Here is an 18,791-nt window from a genome sequence, read left to right as displayed (position 1 = left end):
TCAGCGGTGCGGCAGGCCGGGCGTTCGCCCCGTCATCAGATTGAACGTGAGGTTGCCCCAAAAACTGTCCCAGTCGACGTTCTCCGTCCCGGTTGAAGCGAGCATGTGGACCACGCTGAGCATCCATGGCCCGGTGTAGGGCAAATTGAAATCCACCAGGCCATTGCGGTCCGTACGGGCCCGGATGATCAAGGTCTGTCCCGCATGCCGGTGCCACGCCTTGACCAGCTTTTGGTCCAAGGGCTTGCCTTTGAACAACACCTTGAAGCGCATCGACGAGTCGCTTGGCTTCGCAAGACTGTTATCGACAGGGACAATTTCAAGCGTCTGATCTGTGGGTCTGGAGGACACCTCGCGAATTGACCGTGTATCAGGGGACGCGCCTGCAGTTTGGAAAAGCGCCTTGATATGGCGGCGGTAGCGTTCCCGGCCTGGGAGGGCCGTGGTTGCTGCGTCCTCTCGAAGCTTCAGGATGTCTTCCAGCCCTTCATCCTCCAGGTATGCCGTAAATTTGTCGGCGGGCAGAGCGATGACATTGGGATGGCTGTCGAGCGCGAAAAGGTGTGTCCCCCTGCAGCCGAGAGGTGTTTGAAACGAACTGGTGTTGACCGTCTGGCGCAGCGTTGGCGTGATGTCCAGCGTTTTCCCGCAGGAAACTTGCTGCAACCGGGCGATGTAGGCCGGCGTGAAGGGCAACTGCTCGCCTTCAAAATAAGTGCCCACCTGGATGCTCAGCTTTGCAGTCTGCAGTGCGGCGTGGCTGGCAGGCTGGGCCAGCATCCAGAACTCATGCGCCATGACATGGGCGGGGCCCCAAGCCAGAGAAAAGGCGACCAAACAATGCGTGAAGATTTTCATGGGTTTCCGTGATCAGAAAAACCGCCTGGTCGGTCTGAATACCTGTGAGGGCAAAAGAGAGGATCCACCTTGTGGGTGGATCCCAGGAGCCTGGACGGTCGGGGCTGAAACCCCATTGACTGCCAACTCGGCGCGGTCGATGCTCAGTTCGGCAGCGCTGTGGGCTCCGCAGCTTCCGGAGAAGTTGCTGCAATCGCAGTGATGTCTGCGGGATCTTTGTCGTCAGAAGACGTGGCGATCACTGCAAGGACTGCACAGAAGAAGCTGTCTCCGTTGCAAGCCGCACCGGACGCGGCGCCAGAGGCTGGCCCCCCTCCCTGTCCGACGCCGTCACCGCCACCGCCACCGCAAGCCGACAGTGAACCCACCGCGGCGAGCACCAGTGCCGAGGCACACGTTTTAATGTTGATCATGGTGTGTCCTTATCAGGGGAAGGTGCTGCCGGCTGCTGGCGCTGGATTGAAGTTGCCGGGGAGAGGCGTGGTCAGGTAGGGGAAGACCGTGCTGTAATTTGCGTCTGTCTTGCGGACCCCGTCGGTCAGTGCTGCGCCTCCGGCCGGTGCGTCTGCAGGAGCGCATCCCACCTTCAGGGTGTCGGTGGCGCCCGTGAGCACGCAAAGCGCGCCCATGGCAACCCGCAGTGAAATGTCCACCACATCGTCGGCCGGCCTGCGACCGTTGGGAAAGCCCGCGTTGTCCCCGGCCGCAACGCCAAGTGAATTTTGTGCGCCCACCGCGGTGACGGGTGTGTCAGTCTTCAGGCGAAGCATCTCAGAGGGTTTGCGCGCCGGATTGGTCGACTGGTTCACCCCGAAAATACCCGTCAGAAAAGCGGCCACAAGGTCGTTGCGCGGGAACTTGGTAGGTGCTGGCGCCGTGGGGAATTGCCCCTGGATCACCGCCGGCAGGACGGGGTGGGTCACGTAGTCGAGGAACGCCGCGTCATTGGCAGGTTTGGATGCATTGAATTTGTCCTTGTCACCCAAGCCGATGATCACTTCGTTGACCAGTGGCATGCCAATACGCGACACCTGCGTCCACGAACCGCCTTCTCTGGACGCGTTGCCCAGGCCGGATGCCGGCGTACCGTTGATCAGACGCCCCTGGCGTACGCTGGCCGTCGTATAGGCAGCGATGACGGGATCAGCACCGGCAGTCAGGCAACTGATTGGGATTTCCATGGCCAGCGTGCTGACGTTTTTGCCTTCCAGGTCATTGTTGTTACCACCGGTTTCGGGGCCAAGCGGGTTGAAGTTAAGGAGGTCAAAAATCTTGCCGACAGCGATGTGGAACGACTCCTTGCGTTGGCCAACGAATACCTTGCCAGCGGTCGCGCAACCCGGGATGTTGACGTTGTAGATGTGCTGGTCGGCATAGGTCTTGTAGCCGGTGGTCGAGCCGAAAACCTTGTCGCCGATGTTGTCGACCGGTTTGTCAAGAGTGGCCGAGCCGCCCGCGGCGTTGGTGACCGATCCTGCGTTGGCTCCGGTGCGGGTGCCTATCCGGCTACCCCCGCGTACGAGGTCGACGGTAAAGGTCTCACGCACATTCAGCGACGCGGGGTTGATCCCGGAAATCGTGCTGCTGTTGATCAGCGGAATTTTCACGCTTTTCGTCGCACCGGGCGCGCCAATGTTGAGGGCCGCGTCTTTCAAGGTATTTTTGAATTTGAACTGGAACGTCAGGTCTTCCACGCCATCCGCATTGTTGTCAATGTGGATCTCGTACAGGGCGTTCGGATCGAACATGTAGAAATTGGGCCCTCCCTGTGGATCCTGGAAAGGCTGATAGTTGGCGAGAATGGTGACGAAACCGGAGCGACCTGCCTCGTAGCTACGAAACATGTAAAGGTCGGTGCCGTCGACCTTTGGCTGCCCGGTGATAAAAGGCGCCTCCCGATGACTTGAGGCAAAACTTGGGGCCGCTGCAAATATAAGTGCAATGGCGCCCAATCGGGCAATGTGGGTTCGCATAAAAATCCTTGGGTAAGTGATTTACAAATAAGACCAAACGGTCAATTCATGATTCATTTGCAACAGAATAAAAACCACCCGTTCTGCACCTGCCCGCTTGTAGGCGGTGGCTGACATGCAGAACGTGTTGGCCTCAGCTCACGGACAGAGGCAGATGTGTGTTTTAGAGGCGTCGCAGGCGTGTGATCACCTGCATCTGGGGCGGCCACGCCGGTTGAACCATTCGCCTGCCGGGTAGGCCTGGAGTTCGCCTCCTCGTAGGAGAGCACTGACACGCGGGAGGTGTTGGGCGAACGCGAATGCTTTCTCTGCGCTAGCCCCGATTTCCAGTGGGAGAAAATCATTGCGCGCATCGATTCATGAGGGTCAGGAGTCAGTCACCCGTCGAAGGCGCGATGCTTTTCGTGGGCAGTCACGCAATCATTCCAGCGTCCCGCCGGACGTGGCATGCGCTGTGTGCCTCCTGCGGGGTGATGGCGATCTGTCTTGCTGCTGGTGTTGGAAACCGCGTTCAGTGCATGGCAAGTGGCCGTCGATATGTCGTGCCGGATGGCTGCACATGTTTGCCCTGCCCGGGCCCTACTTCACCCATTGATTGAGTTGAATGATGGGTAGCAGCACGGCAAGCACGATCAGCATCACCACCATGCCCATCACCACAATCAGCAGTGGCTCCAGAATGGTTGCCATGGCCATGGCGCGGCGTTGCACTTCTGTTGACAGCTGTGTCGCCACGCGCTGCAGCATCACCGGCAGCTGACCGGTTTGCTCGCCGAGACGCGCAAACATGCTGACCAGTCCGGGAAACCGGGTCTTTTGCGCGAGTGCGGCCGCCAATGGCGCGCCCTCGCGTACCAGCAACAGTGCATCCAGCGCATCGGCACGCATGGCACGGTTGGACAAGGTCTCCGCAGCAGCTTGCAAGGCTTTGAGAATGGGCACGCCCGCGCCAGCCAGCATCGCCAGCGTGCCAGCAAAACGGGCTGCGTTGTAGTCGCGGGTGACTCTGCCGATGACGGGCAACTTCAATGTGGCAGTGTCGAACTTTTCGCGAAAGCGCTCGCCTTTGAGTGCCAGACGCAGGCCAAAGGCCATCACTGCCAACACCCCTGCCGCTGCCCAGCCATAGCTGCGCACAAAGGCGCTGATGGCGAGCATGGCGACCGTCAGAAAAGGCAGCGCCTGTTTGGTACCCAGAAAAACATTCGCGACTTGCGGCACCACATAACCCACCAGAAACATCACGATCACGATCGCCACCAGGGTCACTATCGCCGGGTAAAGCGCGGCGCCCAGGAGCTTGGACTTGAGGGTCTGGCGCTCTTCGAGGTCGTCGGCCAGGCGTTCAAGCACCTGACCCAGATGACCGGTTTGCTCGCCAGCGCCGATCACTGCAATGTAGATGTTGGAGAACTCGCGCGGGTGGTGGGACAGCGCTCTTGCAAAACTCGCCCCACCGTTGACCTCGGCGCGCAGCGCGGCCACCAGATTGCGCTGTTTCTCCTCCTCCGCTTCCTCGGTCAGCGCAGTCAGTGCACGCTCCAGCGGCAGTCCGCAGGAAACCAAGCCTGCAATCTGGCGGGTCCAGATCGCCAGCCCGGAGGCGCTGAACACGCGAGCGCCAAATAACGGGGTCTTCCAAACCGACTGCGTGCTGCCGGGTTTTCCGTCACTGGCCACCGGGTTGACGGCCAGGGGCACCAGGGCCTGGGTTCGCAGCATGCTGCGAGCGGCCTTGACCGTATCGGCTTCAATGATGCCGCGGCGAAATTTACCGTCGCTTTGCATGGCTTCAAACGAGTAGGCGGGCATGGCTTGCTTTGTCGGTGGTCTTGCTTGCTTGTTTTCGTCGGCTGTTGGCGAATGCGGGATGTCAGTCGCGGGTCACGCGCAACAATTCTTCGCGCGAGGTGATGCCTGCTGCCACCAGCCGCTCGCCGTCGTCGCGCATCAGCGTCATGCCGGCCACCAGCGCGGCACTCCGGATTTCCGCCTCGGAGGCGCGGGTGTGAATCTGGGCGCGGACGGCGTCGTCAGTGACCAGCAACTCAAACACGCCCGTGCGGCCCGAATAGCCGGTCTGGCCGCATTGCGCGCATCCCGCTGTCAGCGGCGAGCTGGTGGCGTCTGTATTGCAGAAAGTACAGCGCTTGCGTACCAGGCGCTGCGCCAGCACGCCCAGCAGCGAGGAGCTGAGCAGAAAGGGTTCGATGCCGATGTCGGTGAGACGTGTCACGGCGCTTGCGGCATCGTTGGTGTGCAGCGTGGCCAGCACCAGGTGGCCGGTCAGCGACGCCTGAATCGCGATCTGCGCGGTTTCAAAGTCACGGATCTCGCCGATCATGATCACGTCCGGATCCTGCCGGAGGATGGCACGCAGGGCCTTGGCAAAGCTGAGGTCGATTTTGGCGTTGACTTGCGTCTGACCAATGCCGTGCAGTTCGTACTCGATCGGGTCTTCGACGGTCATGATGTTGCTGGCACTGGCGTCTAGCCGCTGCAAGGCGGCATACAGGGTGGTGGTCTTGCCCGAGCCGGTCGGTCCGGTGACGAGGATGATGCCGTGCGGTTGTGCAATCAGGTGCTCGAAGCGGCGCAGCACATCGCCCTGCATGCCGACGGACTCCAGAGTCAGCTTGCTCTCGCTTTTGTCCAGCAGCCTCAGCACGGCGCGCTCGCCATGTGCACTGGGCAGGGTGCTGACACGTACGTCCACAGCACGTGTGCCAATGCGCAGCGAGATGCGACCATCTTGCGGCAAGCGTTTTTCCGAGATGTCCAGGTCCGCCATGATCTTCAGGCGCGAGATCAGCGCCGCATGCAGGGCCCGGTTGGGTTGCACGACCTCGCGCAGCGTGCCGTCCACCCGAAACCGTACGCTGGAATGCCGCTCATAGGGTTCAATGTGAATGTCGCTGGCGCCGTCGCGCGCGGCCTGCGTCAGCAGGGCATTGAGCATGCGGATGATGGGTGCGTCATCAGACGTCTCCAGCAGGTCCTCAATCGCAGGCAGCTCCTGCATGATGCGGGACAGATCGGCATCAGACTCCACTTCACTGACGACGGCGGCGGCGCTCGACTCGCCGGCTGCGTAGGCCGCGCTGATGCGCTGGGCCAGCACGCCAGCCTCGGACCGCGCCATTAAAAGCGCGCTGCTGTGCGTGGCGTATTTGCGCATCACCTCACCGATGGCGTTCAGGTCCGCGTCGGCGTCATGCCACAGCGTGAGCGCATGACCGTCGTCTTCCAGCAGCAGCGCGTTGCTGCGGGCGAAAGCATAAGGCAAGGGGTAGAGCATGGGATTAGCGCAGCGGCACAGGCGGAGCGGCCAGGGGCGGTGGAGGAACAAAGGGCGCCAGTGGCGGCAAGGTGAGCGCAGGCGTTTCCAGGCGTGGGGCGGGCGCAACGAGTGGAACTGCTGCAGGCATGACCGGCGATTCATTGATGGGAACCATGATTCTGGGCACGGGCTGGGAATCTCTTTGTACGGCGCGCATCAGGTCATAGCGGTCTATCGACAGGCTATCGGTCGCCGATGCGTCCCGCACCACCACCGGCCTGAGAAATACCATCAGGTTGGTCTTTCTGCGCGAGCGTGTTTCACTTTTGAAAAGGTTGCCCACAACCGGGACGTCTCCCAGGACGGGAACTTTCTCCTGATTGCCGGAGTACTCGTCCTGCAGCAGGCCGCCCAGGACCACGATGGCGCCGTCATCAACCAGCACGTTGGATTCGATGGAGCGTTTGTTGGTGATCAGGCCGGTGCTGGAGTTGATGGAGGAGGCCTGGACGCTGCTGACTTCCTGAAAGATCTGCATCTTCACCGTGCCGTTTTCGCTGATCTGGGGCTTGACCCGCAGCGTCAGGCCGACGTCTTTTCGCTCGATGGTCTGAAACGGATTGACAGAGCCGCCGTTGCCACCGCCGGTGTTGGTGAAAGAGCCGGTGACAAAGGGCACATTCTGGCCAATCACGATGCGCGCCTCCTCGTTGTCCAGCGTCAGGAGATTGGGTGTTGACAGGATGTTGCCGTCGCCACTGGCTTCCAGAAACCGCGCCAGAAAGCCCAGCACATACATGCCGTTGGCTTGCCGGTTGGCGATACCGATATTTCCGCCGGTGGAGGGCACTGCGGTGCCGGCGCCGCCGGCAGCCTGCGCGGCCAGCGTGATGATGTTGGCACCGCCTATGCTGAAGTTTGTTCCCAGCAAACCGATGGCGCCATCGCCTTTCCTGCCGAGCGAGCCCTGAAACTGGATGCCAAATTCCGCGGCCTTGTCAGCATTGACCTCCGCAATCAGGCTTTCCACAAACACCTGGGCGCGTCTGGCGTCAAGTTTGTCGATGACGGCGCGCAGTTGCCGGTATTGCGGCTCGGGCGCGGTGATGATCAGCGAGTTGGTGGACGGGTCGGCCTGGATCTGCCCGCCGGTCGACGGCTGGGCGCTGACCAGGCTGGTGGTGAGGGTGCTGTTGCTTCCTGACCCGCTGCCAGTGCCGCCCGGTGGTGGCGGAGCATTGGCTGCAGCGCCGGCCAGGCTCAGGCCGACGGGGCCCGTGGATGTTGCAGCCAGCGCCGCACGCAGTGTGGTCGCCAGTTTGGTTGCATCGGCGTTTTTAAGATAGACCACGTAGATATTGCCACTTGCCGCGTCCTTGCCCGTGCTGTTGAAAGCCGCCTGGTCCAGTTTGTCAACCAGCGTTCTGACGAGGGCAATGCGCGCCGGATTGGCTGCGCGCAAGATCAGCGAATTGCTGCGAGGCTCGGCCAGCAGCGTGGTTTTGAACGAGGTGTCGGTCTGTCCCGCTGCGATGGCACCGGTACCGCTGGAGTCGATCAGGCGGTTCACGATGGGCGCCAGATCGGTCGCGATGGCGTGCTGCAGCCGAATGATTTCCACGCCCGTCGCATTGGCGATGTCGAGCGCCGCAATGATGGTGCCAATGCGGCGCAGGTTGTCAGCGTAGTCGGTGATGATCAGCGAGTTGTTGCCGGGGTTCACATTGATGGTGTTGTTCGGGCTGATCAGGGGGCGCAACACTGGCACCAGGTTGGTGGCTGTTTCATGGTTCAGCCGGAATATCTGTGTCTGGATCTGGCCGCTCGCTGCGGGCGGTGACGTGGCGGACACCGCGCCGCTTTGAAGCTTGGCATCGGCCTCTGGAACCACCAGAAACAGGCCCGAAGACTCGACCAACGCAAAGCCCTGGGTCCGCAATTGCGCGGAAAACAGACGCAGGGCCTGTGCGGGTGTTGCGGGCACGGCGGTCACCAGCGTCATGGTGCCTTTGACGCGGGGGTCCACGACCACATTACGGCCGCTGATCACAGCCATGGTGCGGGAGACAGCCTCTATCTCGGCATTGATGAAATTGAGTGTCACCGGCGCCTCGGAACGCGATGCGACGCTAGGCGGAGTGGGAAACGCCCGCGCCGTTTGCGCGTCTGATGAGGCTGCCGCACCCATCATGATCAAGAAGAGGGTCATCAACAGGGCCGCGCCCTGGGGCTCGATGCCGATGCCAGAACTCAGGACCGCGTGGGAGAGGGGGTGAGGTTTGGTCATGCTGTTAGCCTAGGGTAATGATGGAACGAGCGCCGTCACGGCGCCCGATGATGTTCAACAGATTGGCCAGCGCAGCCTCATGCTCGGGCGCTGCTGTGGCGATGCCCTGAAAACTCAGTCGGGAGCCGACCCAGCGACCGCTTCCAGCCAACTGCAGGCTGCCTTCCAGGGTGGCCAGCTTGAGCTCGGTGGCCGTGCCGCCGGTCAGCGAAAGCTGGTAACTGCCCATGGGTTTGAGCGTGGTCAGGCTGGAGGTGAGGCCCAGTGCGGTCAGTTCGGCTCGGCCTGCAAGCACTGGCTGCCTATTCAGCCATTCGAGCGTCAGGTCCTGCGTCATCAGCTGCAGCTGTCCGCCTGCCCGCACGGTGTTCCACGGGGCGCCCAAACCCGAGAGCAGAGGCGCTGGCCATTCGGAGGCGCTGTCAAATATCTGCAGGCGGACGCCACCCCAGCGGGGTTGCGCGCGTGCACGCATGGGCTGGGGTGTGCAGCAAGCTGCGCTCAGCGCAAGCCCCAGCGCGAAACCATCCGGACGAAGTTTCCAGTTCACGCGGCCCGGCAGCGCGGCACTGTCTCGGCTTCCGGAGCCGCCGGTCAGCACCAGCCGTCCAGAACCGGTCCAGACGGTGCCCACCGTCTCGACAAGCTGGGCGCGCCCCGCTGTCGCCTGGTAGAGCGCGGCCGCCAGCCAGCCCGCCGGCGCTAACAGCACCGCCGCCACGACCAGCCCCCACAAGGCGCCGAACACAGCCCATCGCCATGGTGTAGCCGCATAAAGAGGGCGGGAGTTCTTTGTCGTATGCAACATGGCTCAGCTGGGTGTGGGGTGGGAGGGGGTTGGCTCAGACTCAGGCGGGCGGCAGGCTCATGACGAGGGTGCCGCTCCACACCGCTTGCCCCGGTAGGAGGGTGTTGGCGCGCGTCAGGCGCACCTCGCTGGGCAGCGCCCGTGCATTCACCCGCGCCAGCGGGAGCCATGTCGCCAGGGCGCTGGCTGGGGCGTTGCGCAATGTGACTGTGGCGCTGTCGCCAAGTACGCTCAGTTGGGCTGCAGCGCCGAACTCCTGGCGCACTGCGGCGTCCAGCGCGCGCAGTGCCTCGTCACGACTGAGCTTTGGCGCGGCCTGTAAAGCCAGTGCTTGGGCGCGCAGGCTTTGCATTTTTTGCCACTGCACTTCAAGGCTGGCTTGCGCGGTGTCTCCCTGGCTCAGCGTACGAAGCGGCGGCGCCACCAGCAGCCACCACACCAAGGCCAGACCGACGAGCGCCGCAGCGCTGCGTATCAGGCTTCGCTCGCGAGGGCTCGCTTCGGTCCAGCGGCCCCGTAGCGGGGACAAAGACAAGGCCATTTTCATCGTGATGCCCCCGCTGCGGCGACTTGCTTGATGAAGAAAGTGTCGCCCTCCTGACGCGCGGCGTAACCCAGGCGCAGGAGTTTTTCTACCATCTCGGAGGCCTCCGGCACCTGCAATTGCAGGCCTTTGAACCGGGCTTCACCGGCCATGAATTCGATGGCGCCAAGCGAGAGATCGGCGCGGGCGACCGAGACCAGTGCCGCCAGAATCGATTCCAGATCCCGGCTGGTCGTGGCGCCAGAAGCCTGTCGCAACACTGCCAGTTCTCGCTCCATTTGCAGCGGTGCGTCAACCACCAGTTTGACCTGCGGAAAGGTCTGCGTGAGTGTGGCCGCCAGCCCAGCACGCCGCGTTTGCAGGGTGTGCTGGACCTGCCACGACCAGACATTCAGGCCCACAAGATTGACGACCAACAACAGCACGAGGCCCCAGCGCACGGGCCGTCCGGCGGGCGTCTGCAGCAGCCCGCGGCCGAGGCCAGTCAGGCGCTTGACAGTTCGCGAACGGCCGGAGGAGGCCAGGTCAGATTGCGCAAGATCCCAGGGAGATCGGGCCGCCTCCAGCCAGCGCTGGGGCCGGGTGACGAGGCCGACCTTGCGCTGCAAGAGCTGCTCTGCAAGTTCTGCAACCGCCGGCTCGGCGAAAGCCAGAAAGTCGTCATCGTCAGACGCAGCGGGCAGCAGCGCCAGCGCTGCTGGCGCCAGCGGCAAACGGCTCACGCCTTTGGCGCCACCGCCGACCATGATCAACTGTGGCAGGCTGGCGCAACTGATCGCATGCAAGCGCAAGGGCCCGATATCAGGCGCAAACTCTGGCACCACGCGGCCAACCCTGCGCCCTGCGGCCTCCAGCGCCTGAAGGTGCCGGCGCAGCCAGGTTTTATTGCTGGCCGCCACCCAGACGCGACCGTTGGCCGCACTTGCTGCTGGTGCCACTGCCAGGTGTATCTGCGCTGCATCATCCAGCAAGCGATCTTCCAGTAAACCTTCCAGCACGGGCCGCAAACGAGCCGATCCGATCCCAATGCCTTTCGGCAGGTCGACACTGTGCCACGACAGCAGCGTCACCGGGACCACCGCTACCACCTCACCGCTGCGCGCAGCCATCGGCAGCAGGGCGAGTGGCACGCAGGCATGGTCGCTGACGGTGTGGCTGTCCGTCGTCAAGGCATAGTCATACGCCGGCGTGGACTCCGCTGCGGTCAGCGGCAAGTAAACGACAAGCGTGATCACGGCACGCTCCCCCGACTGTCAGGGATCACGCCGCGATGGCGCCACAAGGTGCGGACGGTCAACCCGTCGCGTTGCACCAAAGAGCGCTCCTGCAGGGTGGTCTGATCGAGGCGCAAGCTGCCACGCACCTCAAAAAACCGGGAGGTGACTGTGTGCAGACTTTCGTTGAACTGACCGGGACGACCCGCGCTGACCTGGGTGGCGTCGTTCAGCGCGCGAAAGTGGCTGCGCTGGCGCGCGCTGACCAGCTTTTCTGCCTCCGCCATCTCAAGGCCCGGCGTGATGGCGTGGATCACCTCGGCGCTGGCTGTGTTGAGGTTGACCGGTGTGCGGGTCGGTAGCAGGGTGATGTGCGGACTCAGCACGTTCAGTGACGCTGGGGTCAAGCCCAGCCAAAGCAACTCGCTGACCCGCTCCGGCATCAGCGGGGCGGGGATGCCGTCGGTGGCAGCTTGTGCCGGGCCTTGGGTGGCAACCAGGTTGCCGTTTCTCGACGCCTGCAGCAGTTGCGCAGCCAGCGTCGTCAACTCTGCGGGTGGCAGACCCAGCGTCGCAAACAAGCGACTGAAGCCGGCCATACCCGATTCGGAAACGGTATTGCCATCGATCAGGTTGGCAACATTGAGCCGGCTTTGCAGGTCTGTCATCTGGCCCGAGAGAAAGGCATCCTGACCCCTGTTGTCCGCGTTTTTGTCGGCTGACAGGAAGCTTGACAACCGCGCATCGTTCAGTGGAACAGCCCAAGGTTCGGCCAGGTGATCGACCCCGCCGGAACGCGCGTCCTCTCGCAGAATCAGGCGAGCCCAATCCAGTGCGCCAGTGAGCAACCAGCTTGACTGCACGCGCGCCCGCTCTGCCGCCTCTACTTCCACACTTCGCCATTGCTGCCACAAGGCCGCAGCGGCAAAGGTAGCCACCAGCGTCACGGTGAGCATGGCGGTCAGCAGAGCTACCCCGGCCTGCCTGGCGAATTGTTTTCTGCCGCATGCCGGGGCCCCGCAAGGCGGCAAACAACAGGCCCGGCGTGTCGTCACGACGTTTCTCCGCTCAAAGTCGGGCTGACCCAGTCGACGGTGATCCTGCCGCTGATGGCCTGGCTGGCCGGCAACATCAGCACCAGCCGAACGCCATCGGGGATCACCGCCTGCGGAACGATCTGTGTGGCGGTCAGGCCGGGCGTTACTGCCGCCGGTCCGCCCGCGCTGGACATCGGGTGGGTCCAGGCGTTGCCCCGAAAATAAAAGATCTCCCAGTTCTCCAGTGGCGCAATGCGCACTTCGCTGGTCTGATCCCCGGTGTTCGCGCCTTGTGCCCACGCACTGGCCTGGCCCCAGGCATCGCTCCAGCCACTGGACGTGCGAATCACCGGCGACTGCCAGCGCGCCCATTGGCCCGGGTCTTCGGCGCGTCGTGTCCATGCCACGACCAGCAAGCCATCGCCCGGTGCGGCGGTACGTCGTGTCAGGCGCAGCACGCGGCCATCCCAGTCCAGCGGCTCCACCTGTGGCGTCTGGGCCAACGAATCGAGATCTGTTTTCCATTGCGCCAGACCGGCTTGCAGGATGAGAACCTGGTCGGCGCGCACGCTGGTTTGTGCTTGCGCGCGTGCCATTCCGTCCAGACCGCGCCAGCTGAGTACCGCCAGCAGTGACATGACGGTGATTGCCACCATCAGCTCTATCAGGGTGAATCCGCACGCCCGGTTTGGCCGCAGCCGAATGGCCACCCCGCAGCCGCCGATGATTGCAGCGCCTGTGGGGTCGGCGGGAACACAGGTGGAGGTCATGCGGACGTCAGTCATGGGTCACCACAGTGGACAGCCGCAGTACCGGTGCGGTGCCATCATGGATTTGAGCGTCCACTCGCCGGAACTGGGGATTGGGTGTCGGCCGTACCGACAGCGTCACCTGCAGGCCGCGACCGGCCTGCTCGCAGAGTGAGGTGTTGTCTCCCACACCTGGCATTTGTTGTAACAGACGAACCTTGATCAACTCATTTTCTGCACACAGATGAGCCAGCAGCACATCGGACTGGCGCAGTGCGTTGTTGGTCAGCGCTGTGGTGGCCTGCAGGCCGGCGACCAGCGAAATCGCCACAATGGCCAGGGCGACCAGCACCTCAATCAAGGTGAAGCCCGATTGAGCGTCGGGAATCGGGCGCAGATGCGCGGGTTTCATGGCTGATCCCTTGCCTGCACGGCGAAGGGTCGCAGACCGTTGGTCGCAATGCGCAGGGTGCGCTGGGGCTGTTGGTTGTTGACGAGTTCGACTGCTTGCGCGCCGATAATTGGCTCCGGTCCAAGTTGGACGCTGATGTTTCCGCGCACCTGCATGCCCTGGGTCAGCCACTGGCCGGGCAGCGCCCCAGGCGCAAGTCCTTCGAAGCGAAAACCTTCGGGTGTTGTGTGCCACCGCACGGCCACACCGCTGGCGCGAGACTGTGCCCGTGCTGATTCAAACAAGGCCACCAGTCGCTGCGCCTCCCGTTCAAGCGCTGTATCGGCGTTGTCGCGCAGCACCAGTGAAACTCCAGCGGTTGCCATGGCCATGATGGTCAGCACCACCAGAAGCTCCAGCAAGGTAAAACCCCGGTAAGGCCTGGTCGTGCAGGACCGCCCGAAGCGAAGACCAGCCCCCGCGGGGGGAAGCGACGTACACGCAGTGACGAGTGTGGGGGCCAGGGGCGAAGCGTAGGGCCGTCCCAAGCGAAGACCAGCCCCCTCGGGGGGCAGCGACGTACACGCAGTGACGAGTGTGGGGGCCAATTTCCTGCTGCCTACGGCCTACTGCCAGCTGCCAATGTCTGCGTTCTTGCCTTCGCCGCCGGGCTGGCCATCGGCTCCGAGGGACATCACGTCAACTTCACCTTTGATGCCGGGGTTGAGGTATTGATACGGGCGACTCCAGGGGTCGTTGGGTAATTTGTCCAGATAAGCCTTCCAGTTGGTCGGTACAGGGGCACTGGTGGGTCGGGTGACCAGTGCCTGAAGGCCCTGGTCACCGGTGGGCAAACGCTGGTTGTCCAGCTTGTAAAGCTTGAGTGCCTGGTTCAGATTGTTCACATCGGTACGGGCGGCCATCACGCGCGCGTCGTCGGCGCGGTCCAGCACGTTGGGAACAATCAATGCAGCCAGTACACCGATGATGACCAGGACCACCATCAGCTCGATCAAGGTAAAGCCACGGGCCCGGAACCTCCCCGCGTGATTGCGTGTAGGACGGGACGACGCAATGCCATGGCCTGACTTGTGAGAGGGTCGGTTGCTGTGGGATGATTCTGTCGTGATGTTGAAACTACAAGCTGGGATCGGTTGGCGAATGGCGACAGCGCTCGTCTGGGCAGCTGTGGCAGCGTCCGGCTGGTACTGGACCCAGACAGGTCTTTCTGCGGGAGGACCTTCGATGATTGAAGCTCCTGCAATCACGGCACCGCCTGAAATTTCGCGCCCGATGGAGCTGGCTCGGCTCCTCGGGGCTGCTGCTCCCGCTGTCGATGGACCGGGACCCGGCCCGGCTGACCGATTCATTCTGTCAGGCGTGATTGCCAGCCTGGTGGGCCAGGGCGCTGCGTTGATCTCGGTGGATGGCAAGCCCGCCCGACCCTTCGCTGTGGGCGCTGAGCTTGCACCGGGGTATGTGCTGGTGTCGGTTGCACTGCGGGAGGCCATGTTGGCTGAGGGACTTTTTGCGCCGGTGCGCGCTGTGTTGTCCCTGCCATTGCCGAAGCAGGGCGCAGCAACAAGCATTGCGCCGGTCCTTGCGCTCCCTGGCGCGATCCCGCCAGGCATTCCGGCTGCCGCCACTGTTCCGCCCGCCGGCGCTCCCGGCGTTGCGCCTTCTGTGGCATCCGACGCAACCGCCCCGTCGCCTCCACCCGTACCCCCAAGGGCCGACGCCAGGCGACAGCCACAGACATCATTGCGGCGCGACGAGCAACGGACGCCCTGATCCAGCCACGGCTCGTGTACGGGGATTGTGCGGATGGCACCACCCTCTGAGCACGAACAAGGCCTCTGCCCCGGCATCGCCGGCGTTGTCGCAGGATGGATGAGCCCAACCACCACCATGGCGGTCTTGCTCGCAAACACTCTTGATGCCATAAGCTCTCCGTAGAGGAATCGCAGAAAGAATGCTGCTACCTGACCTCAGGTTTCAAGCTACATGAGTGTGATTTTGGAGGTTGGGGTGCTGCGCGCGAGCCAACGTAGGACAAGGCCTAGTTCTGTCAGGCATGCGGCTGGATGTCGCCGCAATCGGTCTCACATCGGGGAGTTCAAGGCGGCAGGCGTTTCGCTTTGGGAAAGCAATGCGTCGAGGGCCTGGTTGACCACGCCCGAGGTATTCACGGGGCGCAGCAGCCCTTGGGTGATCAGGCGTTCGCAGATGCGTTTGGTCATGGAATGGGGCTGGCCACCCTGGCTGACAAACATGAACAGCGTGCCTCGCGTACTGGCCCAGATCAGCTGGGCGCGCAGCCAGCGTCGCTTGGAATGCAAGTCGACCCAGCTGCCTTCTCGCAAGCCAAACAAGACCTGCTCCGCGTTAGGCGAGGTGTTTGCAGCTGACGACTGTTCTTTGCAGTCAGCGCCCGCAGCAAGTGACATCTCTTCGTCTATTGGCTCTTCATTCAATTCGGCAGGTCCGGAAGGCAGGGTGTCTTCAAAGCCCGCATCGTCCAGCTCTCGCGGCGCCAGCCAGGGCTGGCCGGCCGTCTTGGCCTTGCGTTGTTCGGGTGTGGCCGGGAGGATCTCGCTCATCTCTGGCGCGTCGTCCAGCGCCATCTCCAGCGGGGCGGCGTCTGACTCCTCGGCATCGCGGCGGCTGCGCACGCGGCGCAGCTTGAGCACCGGCCGGTGCAGTTTTTCCATGGTGCTGAAAAATGCCTCGGTCTCACGCGGGTCCTGCCCGAGCGAGGCCAGGCCCGCGTGAAGTTTGGCCAGCATGCCGGGAATCATCTCGATCAGTTGTGCCGGGCGCTTGAGCGTGACCTGGGGCTTGACGCTCCACAGCAGGTCGCTGACCAGAGAGCCATAACCCTGGGGATCGATCTGTCGCTGGGTGTCGGTCAGGCGCGCATGTGCCAACACCAGCGCCCAGGGGCCGAACAGAAAGTCCAGCACCACGCCCGGCACCTGGTCCAGGTCGGCGCGCATGCTCATGTCCAGGGCGATCTGGTCGGCCTGGCTTTGCCGCTCCTCGGCAAACTGCATGGTCTGGCGCATGCTGCTGCGCTGCGCCTTCTCCTGCCGGTCTTGCGCGTCCCAGAGGTTTTGCAGGCTGCTCAAGGCGGCACTGAAAGGCTGGGCGTCGGCAATGTCCAGCGCGTTCAGCGCGTTGAAGGCTTCAGTCACCGAGTTGAAAAAAGCGTCGAACTCGGCGCTGGCTTCGCTGTTGTACTTGAAGCTGCGCTGCGCGACGCGCTCCATCAGGCGACGGCCGGGGTGGTTTTCCTCGTTGAAAAACCGTGAGTCCACCATCGCCAGCCGCAGCAACGAGGGTTCCAGCGCAACAATGGCCTCGCGCACCGGCACCAGCAGGCGCGGGTCTTGCGCCACCTCGTTGACCAGCTGGCGCACCACCTCCATGCCCAGCACCTGGCCGACATGGGTGGCGTCTTTCTTCAGTTGTATACGCACCAGCGCGCGCTCACGGGCACGGCCGTAAACCCCCCAGACCTGGGAGCTGAGCTGGCTCAACACGTTGATGATGCGGGAGGGGTTTTCCGGCGAACCGAAATCATCGCCGGCGTCGGCGTCTCCGGCCGGCAGCGTGGGCCGGCTCGGGTCGCTGCGGGTGCCGTGGTAGTCGTGGTCTTCGCCGCTGACGGGTCGCTGCTGCGAACGCGCCTGCAACGGCGCGGGCGCCGAGTCCGACGAGGCTTTGAGTGCGATCAGCTCTTCTTCAATCGTGGCGTAATAAGAAGGCGTCAAGCCGTGACTGGCCGCGTTGCCGCCGCGAAACAGAAAGTCCTGGAACAACTCGTCCCTGAGCTCGCCATCGGACAGGTCCGCATACTGCGATGGTGATCGGGCTAGCGGCTCGTCAGACACATAACCGACGCCCACCGGGCTGGCGGAGGCAGCGCCCCCAGCCCTGGGGGCGCCGCAGCCGCCCAGGGGTGCCGGGCGGCTGGTGCGCGCGGAGGCGGGGGTCGGCACCACCCGGTAGCTGGCAGCCCGCACCTGGGCCAGCTCCAGCAGATTGACCAGCTTTTCGTACACCCGCTTGAGCTCGCGCCCCATCGGCTCGGCCAGGTGGTTGACCCACAAGGCATGGATGGCTGGCTCGACGGCCGCCGTGGCCATCAGGTTACGCAGTGTGCGGGCATAGACCTCGGGCCGCACCGGGTTGAACGCCGGTCTCACGTTGACCAGACCTTGCGCTGAACTCATCAGGGCGTCGAGCTCAGCCAACACCTGGCCCACCGCGGGCAACACCTGTTGCAAGAGGCGGGACGACTCGATGTGCTGCTCGACCTGGGCGTTGTCCACCAGTGAAAACAAGTCCGGGTTCATGCCGCCCCGGGTTGTTGCAGGCTGCACAGGCGGCGTGGCCGCCAGCAGATCGGGGGTGGATGGCGCCGCGCTGCGGAAGGCTTTGAGCAGGTCTTGCGGGTACTGCGCGCACCAGCCGTCCTTGTGTTTAAGCAGTTCCCGCCAGGCCAGGCCGAACTCGTCACGCTCGGCCGTTTTCATGCTCTGGGTTTCCGCCAGCTGCAGTCCCGCAACCGCGTGGTCAATGCACTGCGCAAGTGCTGGCTTGGCGGCATCGGCGGCTTCCTGCAGGCAGCGCTCGAAAACACCGACCTGCGGAATCATCTGGTGAGATGGTTGTTGTGACAAAACAGTGGCGGATCAAGTGAGTTTGTTCGCAAAAACCCATTCAGCTCGGTCAGCCAGTGTGGTCTGAACCGCGCTCAGCAGCATGAAAAAGTTGAAGTATCTTGTAACGATTTCTAACCTGAGGCCCATCAAAAAGAAGCTGCTTACATGTGCAGACGCTACGCGCCTGGCGGCAAGGCAACAGCCGCAGGAATGCCGATCCCGTGCCTTTTGCTCATCTGTTTCCAGGTCAAATCGACCTCCAGCCCTTGACCTGCAAGCGCGATAAGCTATGTATTTGATAGTGAGGCAGACGCCGGTCTGTGCGCCAGCTGGCCTACGCAGGTCACTGCGTGCGGATTCAGGGTGCCGATCCAGTCAAAAAAAAGCCACCACAAACCGTTGCAGTTTGGGGTGGCTTGGGCGCTGACCACCTGGCGGCTGTCACGCGCTGCAGGGGGATGTGCGCTGCGGAGGCGGGGCTTAGTTGGGCACCAGCACCTTGTTGACAACGTGGATCACGCCGTTGGACTGGAACACATTGGCGATCGTCACCATGGCGGTGCCGCCTTTTTCGTCGGTCACCATCACATTGGAGCCGCTGCTGGTCACGACCAGAGTGTCACCGCTGGCGGTGGTCAGCATGGCGCGGCCATTGCCGGCCATCACGCGCTGGCTCAGCGCGGCAGCATCCAGACGGCCGGGCACCACGTGGGCGGTCAGCACCTTGGTCAGGATGGCTTTGTTCTCAGGCTTGAGCAGCGAATCCACAGCGCCGGGTGGCAGGGCGGCAAAAGCGGCGTTGGTGGGTGCAAACACGGTGAAGGGGCCGGGGCTCTTCAGGGTGTCGACCAGGCCAGCGGCCTTGACTGCGGCGACCAGGGTGGTGTGGTCTTTGGAATTGACAGCATTGTCAATAATGTCCTTGCTGGGGAACATTTCAGCGCCGCCAACCATGACGGTTTTGGGCGTTGCCATCGGCGTGG

17 protein-coding genes are annotated in these 18,791 nt (G+C 63.1%); 1 reads left to right on the top strand and 16 read right to left on the bottom strand.

Features of this window, described 5'->3' with window-relative positions; genetic code table 11:
- The 14 genes from ACH2CW_RS12865 to gspG all read right to left on the bottom strand — a co-directional run bounded on the left by ACH2CW_RS12865 (window position 1) and on the right by gspG (window position 14,217).
- Window positions 1-858 carry a DUF4198 domain-containing protein gene (locus ACH2CW_RS12865; RefSeq protein WP_395058717.1) on the bottom strand — a complete coding sequence of 286 codons (858 nt, stop codon included), beginning with the start codon at window positions 856-858 and terminating at the stop codon, window positions 1-3.
- A 143-nt stretch (window positions 859-1,001) separates the two neighbouring features.
- Complete coding sequence (locus tag ACH2CW_RS12860; protein WP_395058715.1) at window positions 1,002-1,271, bottom strand: hypothetical protein; 270 nt, start codon at window positions 1,269-1,271, stop codon at window positions 1,002-1,004.
- 12 nt (window positions 1,272-1,283) lie between these two features.
- Window positions 1,284-2,831, bottom strand: coding sequence for a DUF4331 domain-containing protein (locus ACH2CW_RS12855; protein ID WP_395058713.1), 1,548 nt, complete (start codon window positions 2,829-2,831; stop codon window positions 1,284-1,286).
- 579 nt (window positions 2,832-3,410) lie between these two features.
- The gene (gene gspF / locus ACH2CW_RS12850) at window positions 3,411-4,643 is read right to left on the bottom strand and encodes a type II secretion system inner membrane protein GspF (RefSeq protein WP_395058711.1); all 1,233 of its coding nucleotides are present in this window, start codon (window positions 4,641-4,643) and stop codon (window positions 3,411-3,413) included.
- A 61-nt stretch (window positions 4,644-4,704) separates the two neighbouring features.
- A complete protein-coding gene (gspE, locus tag ACH2CW_RS12845) occupies window positions 4,705-6,129 on the bottom strand; it encodes a type II secretion system ATPase GspE (RefSeq protein WP_395058709.1) in 1,425 nt (474 codons plus the stop codon).
- A gap of 4 nt (window positions 6,130-6,133) precedes the next feature.
- On the bottom strand, window positions 6,134-8,320 hold the full coding sequence (gene gspD, locus ACH2CW_RS12840) for a type II secretion system secretin GspD (RefSeq protein WP_395058781.1): 2,187 nt from the start codon (window positions 8,318-8,320) through the stop codon (window positions 6,134-6,136).
- Between the two features lie 82 nt (window positions 8,321-8,402).
- On the bottom strand, window positions 8,403-9,206 hold the full coding sequence (gene gspN, locus ACH2CW_RS12835) for a type II secretion system protein N (RefSeq protein WP_395058707.1): 804 nt from the start codon (window positions 9,204-9,206) through the stop codon (window positions 8,403-8,405).
- Window positions 9,207-9,246: 40 nt separating this feature from the next.
- Window positions 9,247-9,747, bottom strand: a complete 501-nt coding sequence (gene gspM / locus ACH2CW_RS12830) for a type II secretion system protein GspM (protein ID WP_395058705.1) — start codon at window positions 9,745-9,747, stop codon at window positions 9,247-9,249.
- A 2-nt stretch (window positions 9,748-9,749) separates the two neighbouring features.
- A complete protein-coding gene (gene gspL / locus ACH2CW_RS12825; protein ID WP_395058703.1) occupies window positions 9,750-10,985 on the bottom strand; it encodes a type II secretion system protein GspL in 1,236 nt (411 codons plus the stop codon).
- On the bottom strand, window positions 10,982-11,995 hold the full coding sequence (gene gspK, locus ACH2CW_RS12820) for a type II secretion system minor pseudopilin GspK (protein ID WP_395058779.1): 1,014 nt from the start codon (window positions 11,993-11,995) through the stop codon (window positions 10,982-10,984). Before gspK ends, gspL begins: the two co-directional genes overlap by 4 nt.
- Window positions 11,996-12,015: 20 nt before the next feature.
- Entirely contained in the window at window positions 12,016-12,786 is a 771-nt protein-coding gene (locus ACH2CW_RS12815) for a type II secretion system protein J (RefSeq protein ID WP_395058701.1), read from the bottom strand.
- Window positions 12,779-13,162, bottom strand: a complete 384-nt coding sequence (gene gspI / locus ACH2CW_RS12810) for a type II secretion system minor pseudopilin GspI (RefSeq protein WP_395058699.1) — start codon at window positions 13,160-13,162, stop codon at window positions 12,779-12,781. The genes ACH2CW_RS12815 and gspI overlap by 8 nt, the downstream gene beginning before the upstream one ends.
- On the bottom strand, window positions 13,159-13,665 hold the full coding sequence (locus ACH2CW_RS12805) for a prepilin-type N-terminal cleavage/methylation domain-containing protein (RefSeq protein ID WP_395058777.1): 507 nt from the start codon (window positions 13,663-13,665) through the stop codon (window positions 13,159-13,161). The genes gspI and ACH2CW_RS12805 overlap by 4 nt, the downstream gene beginning before the upstream one ends.
- A 102-nt stretch (window positions 13,666-13,767) precedes the next feature.
- Window positions 13,768-14,217 (bottom strand): type II secretion system major pseudopilin GspG, encoded by a 450-nt coding sequence (gene gspG / locus ACH2CW_RS12800; protein WP_395058775.1) that lies wholly within the window; start codon window positions 14,215-14,217, stop codon window positions 13,768-13,770.
- A gap of 169 nt (window positions 14,218-14,386) precedes the next feature.
- On the opposite strand from gspG, the gene ACH2CW_RS12795 reads away from it, so the two are divergent.
- Window positions 14,387-14,932, top strand: coding sequence for a hypothetical protein (locus tag ACH2CW_RS12795; RefSeq protein WP_395058697.1), 546 nt, complete (start codon window positions 14,387-14,389; stop codon window positions 14,930-14,932).
- Window positions 14,933-15,243: 311 nt separating this feature from the next.
- Here the strand turns inward: ACH2CW_RS12795 and ACH2CW_RS12790 are convergent, their stop codons facing one another.
- On the bottom strand, window positions 15,244-17,802 hold the full coding sequence (locus ACH2CW_RS12790) for a DUF1631 family protein (protein WP_395058695.1): 2,559 nt from the start codon (window positions 17,800-17,802) through the stop codon (window positions 15,244-15,246).
- A gap of 486 nt (window positions 17,803-18,288) precedes the next feature.
- Window positions 18,289-18,791: fasciclin domain-containing protein (locus ACH2CW_RS12785; protein WP_395058693.1), on the bottom strand; the 503-nt coding region annotated here is incomplete at its 5' end.

This window comes from Polaromonas sp. (assembly GCF_043778355.1).
Taxonomy (GTDB): Bacteria; Pseudomonadota; Gammaproteobacteria; order Burkholderiales; family Burkholderiaceae_C; genus Polaromonas.
The sequence above is the reverse complement of the archived record's forward strand: the minus strand, read 5'-3'. Positions and strand labels throughout refer to the sequence as shown.